The 18,908-nt window shown below is 66.7% G+C and carries 19 protein-coding genes; 7 read left to right on the top strand and 12 right to left on the bottom strand.

All coding sequences use genetic code 11. From position 1 onward, the window contains the following. The first annotated feature begins 40 nt into the window (after positions 1 to 40). From pabB to msrA, 4 genes are all read left to right on the top strand, one after another. Positions 41 to 1,834 carry an aminodeoxychorismate synthase component I gene (gene pabB / locus WC729_RS20585; RefSeq protein ID WP_372856282.1) on the top strand — a complete coding sequence of 598 codons (1,794 nt, stop codon included), beginning with the start codon at positions 41 to 43 and terminating at the stop codon, positions 1,832 to 1,834. 32 nt (positions 1,835 to 1,866) lie between these two features. Then, entirely contained in the window at positions 1,867 to 3,066 is a 1,200-nt protein-coding gene (locus tag WC729_RS20580) for a pyridoxal phosphate-dependent aminotransferase (RefSeq protein ID WP_372856280.1), read from the top strand. Between the two features lie 95 nt (positions 3,067 to 3,161). After that, the gene (locus tag WC729_RS20575; RefSeq protein WP_372856278.1) at positions 3,162 to 3,311 is read left to right on the top strand and encodes a hypothetical protein; all 150 of its coding nucleotides are present in this window, start codon (positions 3,162 to 3,164) and stop codon (positions 3,309 to 3,311) included. Between the two features lie 64 nt (positions 3,312 to 3,375). Next, positions 3,376 to 4,041: a peptide-methionine (S)-S-oxide reductase MsrA gene (gene msrA, locus WC729_RS20570; protein WP_372856276.1), complete on the top strand. Its 666-nt coding sequence runs from the start codon at positions 3,376 to 3,378 to the stop codon at positions 4,039 to 4,041. Here the strand turns inward: msrA and pdeM are convergent. Beyond that, positions 4,038 to 4,697: a ligase-associated DNA damage response endonuclease PdeM gene (gene pdeM, locus WC729_RS20565; RefSeq protein ID WP_372856274.1), complete on the bottom strand. Its 660-nt coding sequence runs from the start codon at positions 4,695 to 4,697 to the stop codon at positions 4,038 to 4,040. The two genes, msrA and pdeM, sit on opposite strands and share 4 nt — an antisense overlap. Positions 4,698 to 4,868: 171 nt before the next feature. Between pdeM and WC729_RS20560 the strand changes: the two genes are divergently transcribed. Then, positions 4,869 to 6,752, top strand: coding sequence for a potassium transporter Kup (locus WC729_RS20560; RefSeq protein ID WP_372856272.1), 1,884 nt, complete (start codon positions 4,869 to 4,871; stop codon positions 6,750 to 6,752). 60 nt (positions 6,753 to 6,812) lie between these two features. Further along, positions 6,813 to 7,187: a hypothetical protein gene (locus WC729_RS20555; protein WP_372856271.1), complete on the top strand. Its 375-nt coding sequence runs from the start codon at positions 6,813 to 6,815 to the stop codon at positions 7,185 to 7,187. 7 nt (positions 7,188 to 7,194) lie between these two features. Here WC729_RS20555 and WC729_RS20550 read toward each other — a convergent pair whose 3' ends face one another. The 5 genes from WC729_RS20550 to WC729_RS20530 form a co-directional block, all read right to left on the bottom strand. Further along, positions 7,195 to 8,607, bottom strand: a complete 1,413-nt coding sequence (locus WC729_RS20550; RefSeq protein ID WP_372856269.1) for a M20/M25/M40 family metallo-hydrolase — start codon at positions 8,605 to 8,607, stop codon at positions 7,195 to 7,197. 26 nt (positions 8,608 to 8,633) lie between these two features. Next, the gene (locus WC729_RS20545) at positions 8,634 to 9,590 is read right to left on the bottom strand and encodes an aspartyl protease family protein (protein WP_372856267.1); all 957 of its coding nucleotides are present in this window, start codon (positions 9,588 to 9,590) and stop codon (positions 8,634 to 8,636) included. A gap of 31 nt (positions 9,591 to 9,621) precedes the next feature. Continuing rightward, positions 9,622 to 10,545, bottom strand: a complete 924-nt coding sequence (locus WC729_RS20540; RefSeq protein ID WP_372856265.1) for a retroviral-like aspartic protease family protein — start codon at positions 10,543 to 10,545, stop codon at positions 9,622 to 9,624. Positions 10,546 to 10,623: 78 nt separating this feature from the next. Next, on the bottom strand, positions 10,624 to 13,011 hold the full coding sequence (locus WC729_RS20535; RefSeq protein ID WP_372856642.1) for a ligase-associated DNA damage response DEXH box helicase: 2,388 nt from the start codon (positions 13,009 to 13,011) through the stop codon (positions 10,624 to 10,626). 20 nt (positions 13,012 to 13,031) lie between these two features. After that, entirely contained in the window at positions 13,032 to 13,703 is a 672-nt protein-coding gene (locus tag WC729_RS20530) for a hypothetical protein (RefSeq protein ID WP_372856263.1), read from the bottom strand. 54 nt (positions 13,704 to 13,757) lie between these two features. On the opposite strand from WC729_RS20530, the gene WC729_RS20525 reads away from it, so the two are divergent. Beyond that, positions 13,758 to 14,756, top strand: a complete 999-nt coding sequence (locus WC729_RS20525; protein ID WP_372856261.1) for a ligase-associated DNA damage response exonuclease — start codon at positions 13,758 to 13,760, stop codon at positions 14,754 to 14,756. A 10-nt stretch (positions 14,757 to 14,766) separates the two neighbouring features. Here WC729_RS20525 and WC729_RS20520 read toward each other — a convergent pair whose 3' ends face one another. The 6 genes from WC729_RS20520 to WC729_RS20495 form a co-directional block, all read right to left on the bottom strand. Then, positions 14,767 to 15,048 (bottom strand): hypothetical protein, encoded by a 282-nt coding sequence (locus tag WC729_RS20520; RefSeq protein ID WP_372856259.1) that lies wholly within the window; start codon positions 15,046 to 15,048, stop codon positions 14,767 to 14,769. Positions 15,049 to 15,214: 166 nt separating this feature from the next. After that, the gene (locus WC729_RS20515; protein WP_372856257.1) at positions 15,215 to 15,508 is read right to left on the bottom strand and encodes a putative quinol monooxygenase; all 294 of its coding nucleotides are present in this window, start codon (positions 15,506 to 15,508) and stop codon (positions 15,215 to 15,217) included. Positions 15,509 to 15,527: 19 nt separating this feature from the next. Further along, the gene (locus WC729_RS20510) at positions 15,528 to 15,935 is read right to left on the bottom strand and encodes a hypothetical protein (RefSeq protein WP_372856255.1); all 408 of its coding nucleotides are present in this window, start codon (positions 15,933 to 15,935) and stop codon (positions 15,528 to 15,530) included. Beyond that, positions 15,932 to 17,431, bottom strand: a complete 1,500-nt coding sequence (gene rpoN / locus WC729_RS20505; RefSeq protein WP_372856253.1) for an RNA polymerase factor sigma-54 — start codon at positions 17,429 to 17,431, stop codon at positions 15,932 to 15,934. The genes WC729_RS20510 and rpoN overlap by 4 nt, the downstream gene beginning before the upstream one ends. Before the next feature lie 5 nt (positions 17,432 to 17,436). After that, positions 17,437 to 18,213: an LPS export ABC transporter ATP-binding protein gene (gene lptB / locus WC729_RS20500; protein WP_372856251.1), complete on the bottom strand. Its 777-nt coding sequence runs from the start codon at positions 18,211 to 18,213 to the stop codon at positions 17,437 to 17,439. Positions 18,214 to 18,371: 158 nt separating this feature from the next. Next, complete coding sequence (locus tag WC729_RS20495; RefSeq protein ID WP_372856249.1) at positions 18,372 to 18,902, bottom strand: LptA/OstA family protein; 531 nt, start codon at positions 18,900 to 18,902, stop codon at positions 18,372 to 18,374. Between the last annotated feature and the right edge of the window lie 6 nt (positions 18,903 to 18,908).

Here is an 18,908-nt window from a genome sequence, read left to right as displayed (position 1 = left end):
TTGCCGAGCGCCGCGCGCGGTTGCATTTGGCGCCAACTTGATGCTCGCCCGTGAAACCGCCCCCTTCGTTCTGCTGGACGATGCCCGAGAGGAAGCCGCCCCCGCGCGCCTCTATCGCCGGCCGGTGCGCGTGGTGGAGGCGCGGACCATTGCCGAAGTCCTGCCCGCGCTCGACTCGCTCCGCGCCGCGCGCGATGCCGGGCTCCATGCCGCCGGCTTCCTGTCGTACGACGCCGGCGCCGCGTTCGAGCCGGTGCTGGGCGATTCGCGCACGAACGATGCGCCGCTGCTCTGGTTCGGCCTGTTCCAGGACTATGAGGAGATCGCGCCGAGCGACGTCCCCGCGCTCCTGCCCGATCCCGCCGGGGCCTGGATCGCCCCGCCCGAGCCGGGGATCGACCAGACGGCCTATGACGACCAGTTCGCCCGCGTGCTCGATCTGATCGCGGCGGGCGATGTCTATCAGATCAATCTCAGCTACCGCGCGACCGTCCGCCATGCCGGCGTTCCGCTTGCGCTCTACGCGCAGCTCCGTGCCCGTGCGCGCGCCGGGTTCGGCGCGCTGATCGACACCGGCCAGGATATGTTGCTGTCGCTGTCGCCCGAACTCTTCTTCGCGCTGGACGATCGCCGGCTTACCTGCCGCCCGATGAAAGGCACGGTGCGCCGCGGTGCGACCCCGGCCGAGGACCGCGCGCTTGCGGCATCGCTCAGCGCCGATCCCAAGCAGCGCGCGGAAAACCTGATGATCGTCGATCTGATGCGCAACGATCTCTCGCGCATCGCCCGGCCGGGCAGCGTCGCGGTGCCGGCCCTGTTCACGGTCGAGACCTATCCGACCGTCCACACCATGGTCTCGACCGTCACTGCCGACCTCGCCGAGGACCGCGATGCGATCGACGTGCTGGCCGCGCTCTTCCCCTGCGGCTCGGTCACGGGCGCCCCGAAGATCCGCGCGATGCAGGCGATCGCCGAGGTCGAACGCGCCAGTCCGCCGCGCGGCGCCTATACCGGTGCGATCGGGCGGCTGGACGCGGGCGGCGATGCGATGTTCAACGTTGCCATCCGGACTCTGGCGATCCGGCGCGGCGACGCGCATGGTCTGTCCCAAGGGTTGTTCGGGGTAGGTGGCGGCATCGTCGCCGATTCGACAGCGCATGAGGAATGGGACGAATGCCTTGCCAAGGGTGATTTCCTGACCAGCAGCAGCACATTCGACTTGATCGAGACCATGGCGTTCGATCCCGAAACGGGCATGTCCCTGCTCGAACGGCATCTCGCGCGGATGAAGGCGAGCGCTGGGCTGTTCGGTTTCCCGTTCGATCGCCATGCGGTGCGCAACGAACTCCAGGCAGCGACCTTCCGCCTGCGCAAGCCGCGCCGCATCCGGCTGGTGCTGGCGAAGAGCGGCGCGATCGCGATCGAGGTCTCGCCCATGCCGCGCGCGCCGGCCGAGCCGGTCACGGTCGCTGTGGTGCCGCTGCCGGTCGATCCCGCCGATTTTCGCCTGCGTCACAAGACCAGCGACCGCGCCTTTTACGGCAAGCCGCCGGCCGGTTGCTTCGACATGCTCTTCCTCGATCCCGACGGCTATTTGACCGAAGGCAGCTTCACCTCGCTCTTCGTCGAGCGCGCCGGCCTGCTCGTCACGCCGTCGCTCGACCGCGGGCTCTTGCCCGGCATATTGCGCGCCGAGCTGATCGCCAGCGGCCGCGCGATCGAGGGCGATCTGACCATCGCTGACCTCGCCGGTCGCTTTTTTGTCGGAAATGCGCTCCGGGGGCTGATTCCCGCCATTGTTGCGGTTGCGAACGGAACCGACCCGGGTCTATAGCCGCGCCGCTCCCAGACAAAGGCGCCTATTTCATGCAACCATCCGCCGCGCTCGCTCGAATCAAGCCATCCCCCACGCTCGCGATCACCTCGCGCGTGCAGGAATTGCAGCGGGCCGGTGTCGACGTGATCGGCCTGGGTGCCGGCGAGCCCGACTTCGACACGCCCGACTTCATCAAGGAAGCCGGCATCCAGGCGATCCGCGACGGCAAGACCAAATACACCAATGTCGACGGCACGCCCGAGCTGAAGGCGGCGGTGATCACCAAGTTCCAGCGCGACAACGGCCTGACCTATACGCCCGACCAGATCACTATCAACGCGGGGGGCAAGCACACCCTGTTCAATGCGATGGTCGCGACGGTCGATGCCGGCGACGAAGTGATCGTGCCAGCGCCCTATTGGGTGAGCTATCCGGACGTCGTGCTGTTCGCCGGCGGCACCCCGGTGTTCGTCGCAGCGGGCCCGGCACAGGGCTACAAGCTGCTGCCGGAGCAGCTCGAAGCGGCGATCACGCCGAAGACCAAATGGGTCATCCTCAACTCGCCGTCCAACCCGACCGGCGCTGCCTATTCGGCCGCCGAGCTCAAGGCGCTGGGCGACGTGCTCGAGCGGCACCCGCATGTCTGGATCTTCGCTGACGATATGTACGAGCATATCATCTATGACGGGTTCGAGTTCACGACGATCGCGCAGGTCTGCCCGTCGCTCTACGAGCGCACCTTGACCGCGAACGGCTGCTCCAAGGCCTATGCGATGACCGGCTGGCGGATCGGCTTCGCCGGCGGCGCGCCGTGGCTGATCAAGGCGATGGCCAAGCTCCAGTCGCAATCGACCTCCAACCCCTGCTCGATCGCCCAGGCCGCCTCGGTCGCAGCGCTGACCGGCGATCAGTCGTTCCTCAAGGATCATGCCGCACTGTTCCAGTCGCGCCGCGATCTGGTCGTGTCGATGCTCAACCAGGCGAACGGCATCACCTGCCCGCGGCCCGAGGGCGCCTTCTATGTGTATCCGGAATTCTCAGGCCTGATCGGCAAGTCGACCCCCAAGGGCGTGGTCATCGACACCGACGAGGTGATGGTCGCCTATCTGCTTGACGAGGCGAAGGTCGCGGCGGTGCAGGGCGCGGCGTTCGGCCTCTCCCCGGCGATGCGGATCAGCTACGCGACCTCGGAAGAGCTGCTTCGCGAGGCCTGCGAGCGCATCCAGACGGCCTGCGCGGCCGTACGATAGGAACAGCCAGCTTTCGTTCATCCGGGCGAAGCAAAAAGCTGGCTCCGTAACGAATCGACCCGGGCCGTTCAGACGCCCGGACATAACGAAGGTAGATGGCGATGCTCGCTATTCTGAAGGACGGTTTCTTCCTGCGCTTCGCCGGCGGCTTCGTCATCGGCGCGATCGGCCTGCTCCTCCTCCAGCCCGCCGAGGCGAAGGGGCTGGTGAGCAATCTGGCGACGGCGATCCACGCCCTTTCCTGACCGTCCACTTCCGGTTCAGCCGGGAGTTCCTACATCGTCGTCGAGGCCCATCGAAAGACGATCCATGATCAAGTCCCTGTTAGCCGCCACCGCCGCCGCCGGTGTGGCCTTTGCCGCCCTGTCGGGCGGCGTCGCCAATGCCGAGCGCGCGGTGCCGATCCCTGTCGCCGCGCAGGACGTGCCGAAGACGCCCGGGCTCCAGACCGCCGTGCTGGCCGGCGGCTGCTTTTGGGGCATGGAGGCGGTGTTCGAACGGGTGAAAGGCGTGCGCAACGTGACCTCGGGCTATGCCGGCGGGGCGGCGACCAGCGCGACCTATGATCAGGTCAGCACCGAGACGACGCGCCATGCCGAAGCCGTGAAGATCGTGTTCGATCCGGCGCAGGTGAGCTACGCGACGCTGCTCCGCGTCTATTTCTCGATCGCGCACGATCCGACCCAGCTCAATCGCCAGGGGCCGGACAGCGGCCCCAGCTATCGCTCGGCGATCTTCCCGCAGACGCCGCAACAGCGTGCCGTCGCCGCCGCCTATATCGCGCAGCTCGGCAAGGCCCGTGCGTTCCCGGCACCGATCGTGACCAGGCTGGAAAACGGCGGCTTCTATCCGGCCGAGGCCTATCACCAGAATTTCTACGACCGGAACCCGCGCCACCCGTACATCGTGCAGTGGGACAAGCCGAAGGTCGCAGCGTTCAAGGCCGGCTTCCCGGCGCTGGCCAAGGCGATCTAGGCCGCGAGCGGGAACCGCAACAGCCGGTCCTCCACCGGCACCAGCGCTTCTGCCCCCGCACCCACCGCGCGGACGATCTCCGGGTGATCCGCATCGAGTCCACCGGTCAGCGCGCCGAACGCCGGCAGGATCAGCTTGGTCGGCGTGGCGACGAAACAGCGGCGCGAGACCTGCCGTCCGCGTACCCGCACCCGCAGCTTGGGATGGAAATGTCCCGACAGCTCGGGCCGGGTCTCGCGCGGGTCAGCCTCGTGGCGCAGCATCAGCCCGTCGACCAGCGCCTCGTCCATCACCTCGCCGCCGCAGCGGTCGATCGTCCGGTCGTGATTGCCGGTGATCCAGATCCAGCGCCGGCCCGTCGTCAGCGCACGCAGTATCTCCTGCGCGTCGGCCGGCAGGCGCTCGCACCCGGCCGAGTCGTGGAAACTGTCGCCGAGGCACCATATCTCGGCCGCCCCGGTGCGCTCCGCCAGCGCGGCCAGCCCGGTCAGGGTCGCGATCGTGTCATAAGGGGGCAGCATCTGGCCGCGAATCGCGAACCAGCTCGCCTTCTCGAAATGCAGGTCGGCGACCAGCAGCGCGCGCCGCGCAGGCCAGAAAAGCGCCCCTTGCGGCAGCGCGAGCAGATCGTGACCGGCGAACGAAAAGGGAACCATGGTCTTGCTATGCAGCGATCGGCTCCCCAGATCAACGGCTTGCGGCAGTGCAACAAAAGCGCTTGCGCTGCCCCGCAACAGGCGTAAAGCGCGCCGTCCTTCTTGGCAGGCCAACGTCACATGTCATCAGCCCCTGAAACATCGGGGAATCTGCATCGTCCCCATCCGGCGATGCTGGCACTCACCATCGGCGCGATCGGCGTCGTGTTCGGCGATATCGGCACCAGCCCGCTTTACGCGTTTCGCGAGGCGCTGGCCCAATCCGCGCAGGACGGCATCGACGCGAGCGAGATCCTCGGCGTGCTCAGTCTCGCGCTCTGGACCCTGACGATCGTCGTCACCTTCAAATATGTCCTGTTCCTGATGCGCGCCGACAACCAGGGTGAGGGCGGCGTGCTCGCCCTGACCGCGCTCGCCAGGCGCGCGCTCGGGCGGCGATCGATGATCGCTTTGGTGCTCGGCGCGGCCGGTGCGGCCTTGTTCTATGGCGATGCGATCATCACGCCGGCCCTGTCGGTGCTGTCGGCGGTCGAGGGTCTGCGCACGATTCCCGGCGCGGGGACGCTGGTCGGCGAACACACCATCCTGTTCCTGACCATCGGCATCCTGATCGCCCTGTTCATGATCCAGGCTCGCGGCACCGCCCATGTCTCCAGGCTGTTCGGGCCGGTGTGCATCCTGTGGTTCCTGACGATCGGCGGCATGGGACTGTGGCACATCTGGGACGAGCCCTCGATCCTGCGCGTGGCGTCGCCCTGGTACGGCATCGAATTCCTGATGACGCACGGCGTGACCGGCCTGTTCGTGCTCGGCGCAGTATTCCTGACGGTGACCGGTGCCGAAGCGCTGACCGCCGATATGGGCCATTTCGGCGCCGCGCCGATCCGCCTCGGCTGGTTCGTACTGGTCTTCCCCGCCCTGATGCTCAACTATCTCGGCCAGGGCGCGTTCGCGCTCAACGCGCTGGAAACGGCATCGTCGCATCACGTCGCGTTCGCCAACCAGGACTGGTTCTTCCTGATGGCGCCCGATGCCTTCCGTCCCTGGCTGGTCCTGCTCGCCACCCTGGCGACGATCATCGCCAGCCAGGCAGTGATCACCGGCGCCTATTCGCTCACCCAGCAGGCGATCCAGCTCGGCTTGTTGCCGCGCCTGCGCATCCGCCAGACCTCGGCGCGCCATTCGGGGCAGATCTATCTGCCGTCGATCAACTGGCTGCTGCTGATCGGGGTGCTGGTGCTGGTCATCCAGTTCCGCACGTCATCCTCGATGGCCGCGGCCTATGGTATCGCGGTGACCGGCACGATGGTCGTCACCACCTGCCTTGCCTATATCGTCGCACGGCACCGCTGGAACTGGTCGCGGCCGCTGGCGCTCGCGGTGATCCTGCCCTTCTTCGCGCTCGACACCATCTTCTTCGGGGCGAACATCCTGCGCGTGATCGAGGGCGGCTGGGTGTCGCTGGTCGTCGGCGCGATGATCGCGCTGCTGATCTACACCTGGGTGCGCGGCCGCGGCATCGTGCGTGCCTTCGAGCAGCGCCAGAGCGTGCCGCTCGCCGATCTCGCCGCCGCGCTGAGCCGCCGCCCGCCGGAGCGGGTAGAGGGTACCGCCGTGTTCCTCACCGCCAATCCGGAAAGCGCGCCGGGCGCGCTGCTGCACAATCTCAAGCACAACAAGGTGCTGCACGAGCGCAACCTGATCGTCAGCATCCGCACTGCCGACCGGCCGACCGTGCCGCCCGAGGAACGCGCGCGGACGACGCGGATCGACGACAATTTCTGCGCCGTCGTGCTGACCTATGGCTTCATGGAATCGCCCGACGTGCCGCGCGATCTCGGCCTTGAGCAGTCAGGCGCGAAGAAGCTGCTCAATCCGGCCAAGACCAGCTATTTCATTGGCCGCAACACGCTGAAGCCGGTCGCCAACCAGGGCATGCCGCTGTGGCAGGATCGCATCTTCATGTTCCTGCAGCGCAACGCCAGCGACCCGACGGACTTCCTGCGCATTCCGCCCGGCAAGGTGCTCGAGCTGGGTGAGCAGGTGACGGTCTGAGGGGGCTGGACAGACGTGTCGCCATCGGGTTCGCTGTCCGGAACCTGAAAGGAACACCCCATGTCGTTTCGCGCCGCCGCTGCTCTCTGCATGATCGCCGCAGTGGCCGCTGGCCCCGCCCATGCCGTTCAATCGGCGGCGCAGGCAGTTCCTTCTACCGAAGCCAGCGACGCGCGTTGCCTCGCGGTTCTTTCCCTGATCGTGGCGAGCGGCGACAAGGAGACGTTGCAGGCGGCACAGACGGGCTCCTTCATCTTCGTCGGGAAGCTGCTCGGCCGAAACCCCTCGATCGATCTGGAAGCGGCAATGCGCACCGCGTCCGCTGCGATGGGTGAGAATACGCGCCCCGATCTGGTGCGCTGCGGTGCCGAGATAACGGCGATCGGCCAGACCATGTCACGCGTGGGCGAGGCTCTTCAGAAACCGCGCGGGTGACCGAAGTCTAGCCGGCGTACGCCTTGACCAGATCGTAGAGATAGTCCCGCCCCTCATAGAGCGACCTGGTCCTGATCCGTTCGTTCAGGCCGTGAATGCCGTTCAGGTCGGCATCGACGAAGATGCCCGGCGCGCCGTAAACCGGGATCCCGATCGCCTGGAAGAAGATGCCGTCGGTCGCGCCGGTCGACATCAGCGGCAGCATCGGCAGGCCCGGGAAATATTTCGCAGCGATTGCCTTGGCCGGGCCGACGATCTTCGGGTCGAGCGACGGCGGGATCGCAGTCGGGCGGATCGGCTGGTTGATCGTCACCTTCACCTTCGGGCCCGCCAGCTCCTTCAGCTTGGCGAAGGTCGCTTCGACCGTCTCGCCGGGGAAGATGCGGCAATTGACGTTGGCGGTGGCGCGCTGCGGCAAGGCGTTCTCGGCATGGCCGGCATTGACCAGCGTCGCGACACAGGTGGTGCGCAAGGTCGAATGCATCGCCTTGTCGCGGCTGATCAGCGCATCGGCGGCCTTGTCTTCCGGATTGGCGAGCAGGCGGTTGATCGCATCGCCCACCGGCCCCGGCATCGCCGCCGCCGTTGCGCCGAAAAAGGCGCGGGTGGTGTCAGTGAACTTGATCGGGAATTCGTAGGTCCGGACCGCCTGAAGCGCATCGGCCAGCTCGTAGATCGCGTTGTCGGGCGTCGGTTGCGAGCTGTGGCCGCCGGGATTGACCGTCTCGAAGGTGTAGTTCTGCGCCGCCTTCTCCCCGACCTGGATGGCGAGCAACTGCGGCTTGCCGCTCGGATCGTAACGACCGCCGCCGCCCTCATTCAGCGCGAACTCCGCGGCGATCAGGTCGGGCTTGTTCGCCGCCAGCCACTGCGCGCCGTTGAAAGCGAAGGTCGTCTCCTCGCCACAGGTGAGGGCGAGCTTGATCGTGCGCTTCGGCTTGTAGCCGCTGGTCTTGAAGCGGATCAGGCTGTCCGCCCACACCGCCGCCATCGCCTTGTCGTCGACGGTGCCGCGCGCGTAATAATAGCCGTCTTCCTCGACCAGTTTGAACGGGTCGCGTACCCAATCCTCGCGCTTGGCTTCGACCACGTCGAGATGCCCGAGCAGCAGCATCGGCTTGGCCTTCTTGTCCGATCCGGCGAGCACCGCGACGATGCCCCCGTCCTTCGGATGATCCGGCACGGAGAAAGTGGTGATGTCGCTGTCGGCGAACCCCGCCGCCTTCAGCCGCGCGCCGATCTGCGCGGCCGCCTGGGTGCAGCTGCCTGACGACAGGGTCGTGTTGGTCTCGATCAGTTCCTTGTAGAGCCCGAAGAACGCCTGCTGGTCGGGGCGAAGCGCCTGGGCCGAGGCCCCGACGGGGATCATCGCAGCCGACACGGCAAAGGAAAGCGCTATCGTCCGATGGATTATCCGCATGCCCGCCCCCGTTGTTCGGGGGAAGGCTACTGGCGGACGGGGTAGGAGCGCAACGGCGAATATCCCGCGCCGGCCACCCAATCATGCGAGACGGCCAGGCGAACCTCCCGATTGGGGAAATCGATCGAGACCCGCTCGAACAGGCGCAAGGCATCCATGCCGAGCAGCAGGGCCGGCTGATCCGTCAGGCCGAACCGGCGGAAGGGCTCCGCATCGGAAAAGGCGACGGGCAGGTGAGAGAAGGTGATGCCGGCGAAATCGACCTTGTCGATCTGGGTATAGTCGGCCGTCATCAATGCGCCGGTAACGCCCCACAAGGATATCGGCCGGACCTTCTTGGCGCCGCCTCCGACCCGGCGCTTGAGCGCCATATTGCCCATGGTGATACCCGAACCGGTATCCAGGATCACGCGTACCTTGCGACCGCGATAGGCGGCATCGGTCACCACCAGCTGACCGAACAGGTCCTTTGCCCGGACGACCACCTCGCCGGGTGCCGCGCTGATGCTCTTCCTGCGCTTGACCGACGGCCGCACGGTCATGACCTGCTTGCCGAAATCGATCAGCAGGGCATGGCCCTGAAGCGCATCGAGCCCGATCATGCCGGGCGCACCCAGGTTGCGTGATTCGAGCGACGGCGCCTCGATGCTCGTCCCGCCGAGGGTGCTGACGCTGATCTCCGGGATCATCACGGTCGCGACATCGGCGGTGCCGGTCATGGCGGTCAGCCGGACATTCTTGCCCGGCGTCAGGCCAAGCGTGCCGGCCAGCTCGCGCGAGATCACGGTGCGCTGCGCGCCGGTGTCGACGACGAAATGGAAGGGGCCGCTCTTCCCGATCGACACGGGGACGGTCATGCGATCCTGTGCGTTGCTGAAATCGAGCAGGGACGGTGGGGGTGGCGGCAGATCGGGATCCTGCGCCACGGACGCGCCCGGCGCGATCGCGGCCATCGCAAGCGACAGGGCGACCAGCCGGCGCATTGCCGGTCTCGGAGGCGCGACGGGCAAGCGCTCAGAAGCCATTGGAACGATATCCCTTGGGCAGCGCGAACCGCACCTCACGATTCGCGAAATCGACATCCACCTTCCTGAACAGGCGCAGCGCATCCATGCCGAGCAGCAGCGCTGGTTCGGTGGTCAGGCGGAAGCGGCGGAACGGCGCGACATCGGCAAAGGCGATGGGCAAGTGATTGAAGGTGACCCCGCCGATATCGAGGCGCGTGACCTGGGTATAGTCGGCGATCAGCGTATCGCCCGTCACGCTGGTCAGGGTGATCGGCAACGGCGTCTTCAACTCGCTGCGCATCCGCGCGCGCAACGCCGAATTGCCCATACTGACCGAGGATCCGGTGTCGATGATCACGCTGACCCGCCGGCCCTTGTAATAGGCCTGGGTGACGATCAGCTGCCCGTAAAGGCTCTTGGCGCGGACGACGATGTCGCCGTTGCTGATCGTCGGGCGGTTGCGCTTGGTCGACTGCCGCACGGTCATGCGGTTGGTCTCGAAATCGATCGACAGGGCATGACCGCTCAGCGTGTCGATGCCGAGCATGCCCGGCGCGCCGAGATGCGCGGAGTAGAGCGCGGGTGCCTCGATCGGCTGGCTGGCGATGCTGCTGACGTTGAGCGACGGGATCACCACCGTGCCGACATTGCTCGTGCCGGTCATCGCCGTCATCCGCACATCGGGGCCGCGCGACAGGCCTAGCGTCGCGGCGAGCTCGCGCGAGATCACCGTCCGTTCGGCGCCGGTATCGATGATGAAGGCGAACGGGCCGGTCGTGCCGATCGTGACCGGCACCGTCATCCGCTGCGCTGAATCGTCGAAGGCGATGGTGGTGTCGGTGGCGGCTGGCGGTAGCTCGCCCTGACGCGCAGGCAACGCCCCGGGGGCGGCGGCCGTGATCGCGATCACAAGGGCGGTTATTCCGCGCATGAGACAAGGTTACGCCCGTTGCGGACCTTCAACAAGGGGCTATTCGACAGCAGAAAACCGACGTTCGACCGATATGGGTCAGTCCAGCCGCATCGCCTCTGCCGCCAGCGATTCAGCCTCGATCAGCAGCGCGTCGTCGGCCAGCCCCATCGCGATCCGCTCCCGCCCGATCAGGGTCAGCACCGGCACCGCGAGCGGGGAGACCCGGTCGAGGTCGACGTGCAGCATCGTCTCGGCCGCGCGGTCGAGCAGGTCGGCCAGGCGCCCGACATCCGTCATCTTGGCGCGCGCATCGGCCCAGGCGGCCTGGAGCAGCAAATGGCTCGGCTCGTATTTGCGCAGCACGTCGTAGATCAGGTCCGTCGAGAAAGTGACCTGCTTGCCGGTCTTGCGCTTGCCCGGATGCTGGCGCTCGACCAGCCCGCCGATCACCGCGACTTCGCGAAAGGCGCGCTTGAGCAGCGCCGAGCTTTGCACCCAGTCGACGAACTCGTCCTCCAATATGTCGGGCGAAAGCAAGGCCGCGGGGTCAGTGACGGGGTCGAGCGAATAACACGCGATCGAATAGTCGGAGGCGACGAAGCCGAGCGGCTTGTACCCTTGCGTCTCCATCCGCCGGGTCAGCAGCATGCCGAGCGACTGGTGCGCGTTCCAGCCTTCGAAGCTGTAGACGACCATGTAGTGCCGCCCCTCGCGCGGGAAGGTCTCGACCAGCAGCTGCCCCGGCGTCGGCAGCTTCGATCGGTAGGACTGCACCTCGAGCCATTCGCGCACATCCGCCGGAAAGCGCGGCCACTCCTCGGGATCGGCCAGGAAGCCGCGCACCCGGTCGGCCAGGTTGGTCGAGATCGGCATGCGCGCCCCGCCATAGGTCGGGATGCGCGCGGGCCGGGAGGTCGCGCGGACGATCAGATCTTCGGTATCGATCTTTTCCACCTCAAGGCTCATCCCGGCGAAGAAGAAGGTGTCGCCGTGGCGCATTGAGGCAGCGAAGGCCTCCTCCACCTTCCCCAAGGTGCGGCCGTTGCGGAAGCGCACGGTCAGCATCGTCGCCTCGACGATGATGCCCGCGTTCAGCCGGTGCTGCGCGACGAAGCTTGGATGGCTGACGCGCCAGGTCCCGTCCTTGTCCTGAGTCAGGCGCTTGAACTTCTCGTACGCCTTCAGCGCATAGCCGCCGTCGCGGATGAAGCCGAGCACGCGCTCGAACGTCTCGGTATCGAGCGCCGAATAGGGCAGGGCCGAGCGGATCTCGTCGAGCATCTCCTCCTGCCGGAACGGCGCGGCGCAGGCGCAGGCCATGATGTGCTGCGCCAGCACGTCGAGCGCGCCGGCGCGGAAGATGTCAGGATCGAGCTCGCCCGCCACTACCGCGTCGAGCGCCGCTCGCGCCTCGAGATATTCGAAGCGGTTGCCCGGCACGATCACGGCCTCCGACGCCTCGTCGAGCCGGTGATTGGACCGGCCGATCCGCTGCAGCAGCCGCGACGATCCCTTGGGCGCCCCCATCTGGATCACGCAATCGACATCGCCCCAGTCGACCCCGAGATCGAGGCTGGCGGTCGCGACCAGCGCGCGCAGCTTGCCCGCGGCCATCGCGCCTTCGACCTTGCGCCGCGCCTCGAGCGAGAGGCTGCCGTGATGGATGCCGATCGGCAGCTGCATCTCGTTGACCTTCCACAGGTCCTGGAAGATCAGCTCGGCGAGGCTTCGCGTGTTGCAGAACACGATCGAGGTCTTGTGCGTCTCGATCTCGGCCATCACCTGCTCGGCGGCATAGCGCCCCGAATGCCCCGCCCAGGGCACCCGGCCCTCGGGCAGCAGGATGGCGATGTCGGGCTCGGCGCCGGGCTCACCCTGCACCAAGGTGACCTGGTCGATATCGCCATCGGGCGCGAGCCAGGCGCGATAGCCGTCGGCATCGGCGACCGTGGCCGATAGCGCCACCCGCCGCAGCCCCGGCGCGAGCCGCTGCAGCCGTGCCATGCACAGCGAGAGCAGGTCACCGCGCTTGCCCGTGGCGAAGGCATGGACTTCGTCGACCACAATCGTCTTCAGCCCTTCGAACATCAGGAAGCTGTCGGGATAGGACAGGAGCAGGCTGAGCGATTCGGGTGTGGTCAGCAGGATTTGCGGCGGGCGCACCCGCTGCCGCGCCTTGCGGTCGCTCGACGTGTCGCCGGTCCGCGTCTCGATGCGGATGTCGAGCCCCATCTCCTCGACCGGAGTCAGCAGGTTGCGCTGCACGTCGACCGCCAGCGCCTTGAGTGGGGAGACGTAAAGGGTGTGGAGGCCTTCGGTCGGGGATTCGATCAGCTCGGCCAGGGTCGGCAGGAAGCCGGCCAGCGTCTTGCCCGCGCCGGTGGTGGCGACGAGCAGCCCGTGCCGCCCGGCGCGACCGACCTCGAGCATGTCGAGCTGATGGCTCCGCGGCGCCCAGCCACGCGTCGCGAACCAGTTGGCCAGAGGTGGAGGAAGCGACGCGTTCAAGGTGCGGGAGGTGCTCCGGCAGGGTGGCTGACCAGCCTGGGCGCCGCGGCCCCGAGACTCGACAGGCGCGCCCGCTCGCCCTGCGCGCGATCCTGCAGCGACAGCCAGGCCTCGTCGCCCTTGGTGCCGATCCGCCAGCCTTCCTCATATTTGCCGAGTGGATTGGCGTAGTTCACCGTGAAGCCGGCAAAACCGCTCTGCTCGTTCACAATCATCGACACGGCATCGCCGCCCGGGCGGTCGAGCGCGATCACCCCGCGGCCATTGTCGAGATAATTGACCGCGCCCCGTTCGGATCCGTTCTTGTCGCTGATGACCAGGCCGTACGACGCGGCCACGCGCGGGTAGGATTTGCCGTCCAGCCTCGGATTCGGCGCTTCGCCCAGCACCACCCGGTCCTGACCGTCCGGTCCCAGCACGACGACCGACGCGGTCTGCCCGTCCTTGCGCACGCGCCCGTCGCTCGGCGCCGGCGCGCCGATCAGGATGCGCGGCGTGCCGGCCGCATCGACGATCCGGATCGCCTTCGTCTCGATCAGATCGGCCGGTCCCGCGGCAAAACCCGTCAGCAGCGCCGCGGCGCCGGCGATGCCGCCCGCGATCAGCATCAGGCGCTGCCGGCGCACCTGCCGCTCCAGCTGCTCCAGTCTCTCCATAACGTCGATCATCACGCTTCCTCTTGCCCAATGGAACTCAAGGCTCCCGTTGCTCATATAGGGAGCATGGCGAAACTCGGCGACTGGATCGATCCGCAACCCCACGGCATCTATGTGAAGCCCGCCCATGCGTGGATCGACCCCTCGCGCCCCTCGCCTAAAGCGCTCGTCACCCACGGCCACGCCGATCATGCGCGCGGCGGCCATGAGGCGGTCTGGGCGACCCCCGAGACCTTGGCGATCATGGAGACGCGCTACGGTCCCCAGGCCGGCCATCCCGTCGCTTATGGCGAAACGATGCGCATGGGCGAGGTCGATATCCGCTTCGTGCCCGCCGGCCATGTGCTCGGCTCGGCGCAGATCGTACTCGTGCATCGCGGCGAGACCATCGTCGTCTCGGGCGACTACAAGCGCCGGCCCGACCCGACCTGCGCGCCGTTCGAACCGGTGAAGTGCGACGTGTTCGTCACCGAGGCGACCTTCGGCCTGCCGGTGTTCCGCCACCCCGACACCGGCAACGAGATCGACAAGCTCACCGCGGCGCTCCACGCCAATCCCGATCGCTGCGTGCTGGTCGGCGCCTATGCCCTGGGCAAGGCGCAACGGGTGATCGCCGAGTTGCGGGCGCGGGGGTTCGACGATCCGATCTATCTCCACGGCGCGCTTCAGCGGCTCTGCGACCTGTACATCGCGCACGGCGTCAATCTCGGTGAGCTGCGCCCGGCGACCGGCGTGCCCAAGGCTGAGCTCAAGGGGCGGATCGTGATGGCCCCGCCGGGCGCGCTCAACGATCGCTGGTCGCGTCGCCTGCCCGATCCCATCACGGCCATGGCCTCAGGCTGGATGCGCGTCCGCCAGCGCGCCGTGCAGCGCAATGTCGAGCTGCCGCTGATCCTCTCCGACCATGCCGACTGGGACGAGCTGACCGACACCCTGACCGAGATCGCGCCCCGCGAAGTCTGGGTGACGCATGGCCGGGAAGAGGCACTGGTCCATTGGTGCATGACCCGCCAGATCAAGGCGCGGGCGCTGGCATTGCTGGGCTATGAGGATGAGGACGATTAGCGCCGACAGGTTAGCCGGCGGCCGCCCATCCGGACAGTGGCGGGTCGTCGGCGGAGAACAGCCAGATCTCGGCCAGGAAGTGATCGTTGAAGCAGCGGGCGTTGCGGTTCACCAGCGCGCGCATCAGCTGCGATCGGGCAAGCGTCGGCCCGGTGACGAACGCCAGCCGGCGCGATCGATATTCCGGCGCCGAAAGCATGTCGCGGAAGGCCGCGACGATATCCTGCGACTGGATCTTCATCGCGGTGATGTCATTGATCGTGAGATGTTGGTTCGGGCCGCAACGCAGCATTGCATGTGCAACCCGGCGTGCTTCGAGAAAGCCTGCAATGTCTTCCTGCGAAAAGAATCCGGACAGTCTAATCCGAACAAGATCGCGGTCGGGATCGGCTTCAACATGGAAATTCGCGCTCATTTCCACCAACTATCGGGGAATGTTTAGAAAAGGCTGAACGCCATCACCCCGTGGGACGTGCCTCATACATCGAGATGCTTGCGCTCGACGCCGCGAGGCTGCGGATTGCGCCGATGAACTGGACCGATCCCGGCTGGACGAAATGCGTCTTGAGTGCGTCCATGTCGCTCCAGCGCTCGAAGAAGAACAGTCGCATCGGGTCCTCGCAATCGACCTGAACCGAATGGCTGATGCAGCCCGGCTCGGTGCGCGATCGACGGACATGATCGAGGCTCGCCCGGCGCAGTTCCTCGAAACTGTTGGGCCGTGCGGTGACGCTTCCCGTGACGATGATCATGTTTCTCTCCTTGTGCCCGTCAAAGGCAGGCATAACCGTACAGCCCGTCAATGCCTGTGATCCGGCCCCGGTCATCGGCAGTCCAGCGAACTTGGGCGCCGGTCGCACAAGGGAGCCCTTCACGTTTCCACTCTGCCTGATGGAGAGTGCCTGTGGCGCCGCCCCAGTCGATCTGAACAAACCCCTCCCGCCGCAAGCCGTCGGCCAGATCCGCTTCGGCCGACCCGATCGGAAAGCGTTGCCGCAATCGGTGCTGATAGCTGACATTCTGCTCGGAAGACCCACGACCAGCCAAGTCGCTCAGAATCGGAGGGTCGGGTTTGGCCATATCTCGCGTCCAAGCCCAAAACAGGGTGCCTAGAACAGAAATTCCTGCCACCATGAGAAGTAATGCGACGAACGCGAACCGCCGCACCGTGGTGTTCAACCCACGCCTTCCAGCGCCTTTTGCCGCCGCCGCTGCACCGAACTGCCGATGCCCAGCGCCTCGCGATATTTCGCGACCGTGCGCCGCGCGATGTCGAAGCCCTTGGCGTTGAGCAGCTCGACCAACGTGTCGTCGCTCAGGATCGCCTTCGGCTCCTCCGCCGCGATCAGTGCGCGGATCGCGCTCTTCACTGCCTGGGCCGAGACCGCGTCGCCGCCGTCCGAGGACTGGATCGCGCTCGTGAAGAAATATTTCAGCTCATAGAGGCCGCGCGCGCAGCTCAGATATTTGTTGCTGGTCACCCGGCTGACGGTCGATTCGTGCATCTCGATCGCGTCGGCGACCTGGCGAAGCGTCATCGGCTTCAGCTGCGACACGCCGTGGACGAAAAAGGCTTCCTGCTGCTTCACGATCTCGGTCGCGACCTTGACGATGGTGCGCTGGCGCTGGTCGAGCGCCTTGACCAGCCAGTTGGCGCTCGCAAGGCATTCGGACAGCCAGGCCTTCGACGCCTTGTCCTGCTGCCCGCCCGACAGCTCGACATAATAGCCGCGATTGACCAGCAGGCGCGGCAGGGTCGCGGCGTTGATCTCGATCGCCCAGCCGGTCTTGCGTTTGGCCACGAAGATGTCGGGCACCACTGCCTGCATCGCTTCCCCGCCATAGCGGCAGCCGGGCTTGGGATCATAGTTTCGCAGCTCGCGGATCATGTCCGCCAGATCCTCGTCGTCGACGTCGCAGATCCGCTTCAGCCGCGCCATGTCGCCGCGCGCGACCAGCTCCAGATTGTCGATCAGCCGCGCCATGCACGGATCGTAGCGGTCCGCCTCCTTCGCCTGGAGCGCGAGGCATTCGGACAGCGATCGCGCGCCGACGCCGGTCGGATCGAAGGTCTGGATGATCCCGAGAACCTCTTCCACCCGGGCGAGCGCGACGCCGAGCCGATTGGCGACCTCAAGCAACGGCACGGTCAGATATCCGGTCTCGTCGATCTGGTCGATCAGGTGCGCCGCGATGAACTTGTCGGCGCCGTCCACCACCGGGCCCGCCTGGGCAAGCAGGTGATCGGCGAGGCTGAGCCCGGTATCGGCAAAGCCGTCGAGATCGGGCCCGTCCTCCCCCATGCCGCCGCCGCTGGCCCCGTTCAGCCCGAGCGACCCGTCCATGCCGCCGCCATCGGCCGGGCTGTCATGGTGGAAGCTCTCGGCATTGAAATCGACGTCGAGCGAGGCCTCGCCCGTGCTGTCGCCGCCCATCAGCAATTCATCGGCGCTGGCCGGCTCGTCGCGCGGCTCGGGGACGGGCTCGCGCTCGACGGTCGGGCCGTCGTCCTCGGCCGCGCCCGATTCGAGCAGGGGATTCTTCTCGATCTCCTCCGCGATGAACCCCTCGACCTCGAGATTCGACAGCGCGAGCAGGCGGATCGCCTGCTGCAACTGCGGCGTCATGACCAGCGATTGCGACTGGCGCAGATCGAGGCGCGGGGCGAGGCTCATCGGGTTTAGAGCGAGAAGCCTTCGCCCAGGTACAGCCGGCGGACATTGGCGTCGGCGACCAGCTCGGCGGGCGAGCCGGTGAACAGCACGCGGCCGTCATAGATGATGTAGGCGCGGTCGACGATCTCGAGCGTCTCGCGGACATTGTGATCGGTGATCAGCACGCCGATGCCGCGCTTCTGCAGCTCGCAGATCAGGTCGCGGATATCGGCGATGGACAGCGGGTCGATGCCGGCAAAGGGCTCGTCGAGCAGCATGATCGACGGGTCGGCGGCCAGCGCGCGGGCGATCTCGGCGCGGCGCCGCTCGCCGCCCGACAGCGCCATGGCCGGCGCGTCGCGCAGCCGGGTCAGGCCGAACTCGTCGAGCAGCGTGTCGAGCTTCTTCTGGCGCGCCGCGGGGTCGGGCTCGGACAGCTCGAGCACGGTCAGGATGTTCTTCTCGACCGTCAGCCCGCGAAAGATCGAGGTTTCCTGCGGCAGATAGCCCAGCCCCAGGATCGCGCGGCGATACATGGGCAGGCCGGTGATATCGTCGCCGTCGAGCATGATGCGGCCCGAATCGGGCTTCACGAGCCCCATCACCGAATAGAAGCAGGTCGTCTTGCCCGCACCGTTCGGCCCGAGCAGGCCGATCACTTCGCCCGGCCCGACCGAGACCGAGACGTCGGACAGCACGACGCGCTTGTCGTACGACTTGGCGATCGAAACGACCGACAGCCCCTTCATCACTGGTGCTTCGGTGATCGGTTCGACGGCGTCGAGTGTGGTCACATCGGTCATTCTGCGTCCCGTGCTCGCATCATATGGTTAGCAAAAGCTTACCCGAAACTCGCTTGGCAGGCTTTGTGCATGCCTGCACGCAAAACCCTGCACCAGACGCCGCGACAAGGGAAGGGCCGAGCGGTGAGGTCTACGAAAAACCGGCCGATTTTCGGCGTCTAGTTGCGTTTCGGCACTGAGAAGGTGCCCGTCACCCGGCCGCCGCGACTCGTCGTCGTGCCCGGCGCTGCGCCGGCACCGCCAACCGCGGATCCGTCGATCACGGCGCGTCCGGTGTCGAGATTGATCGTCAGCCGCCCGCCATTGACGGTGTTGCCGCCCTGGAGGAGCGATACCGTGCCGAGCATGGTGATTACCCGCCGGTTGAGATCATAAACCGCATACTGACTGCGCGCGGTCTGTTGGGGCCTGGTCACGGTGACGCCACCCGCCGCGTCGAGGCGGGAGACCTGGGGCGATCCGTCGACCACCTGGCCGGTATAGGCGACGGTCATCCGTGCCGCGTTGAGGGTCATCTCAGCCTGGCGAACCGAGACGTTTCCCGTCAGGATCGCGCGGTTCGCCTTGTCCTGCAGCTCGATATGATCGGCGCCGAAGTCGATCGGCGCCCCCGAATTGTGGCTCTGCGCACTCGCGCCCGAGGCGAGGAACAGGGCGCCGAGCGCAAGGAGGCGGGTCAGATGAGCCATGGCCGC

The sequence above is a fragment of the Sphingomonas sp. genome (genome assembly GCF_041661825.1).
Lineage (GTDB): Bacteria > Pseudomonadota > Alphaproteobacteria > Sphingomonadales > Sphingomonadaceae > Sphingomonas.
This window is presented reverse-complemented; position numbering and strand designations above follow the sequence as displayed.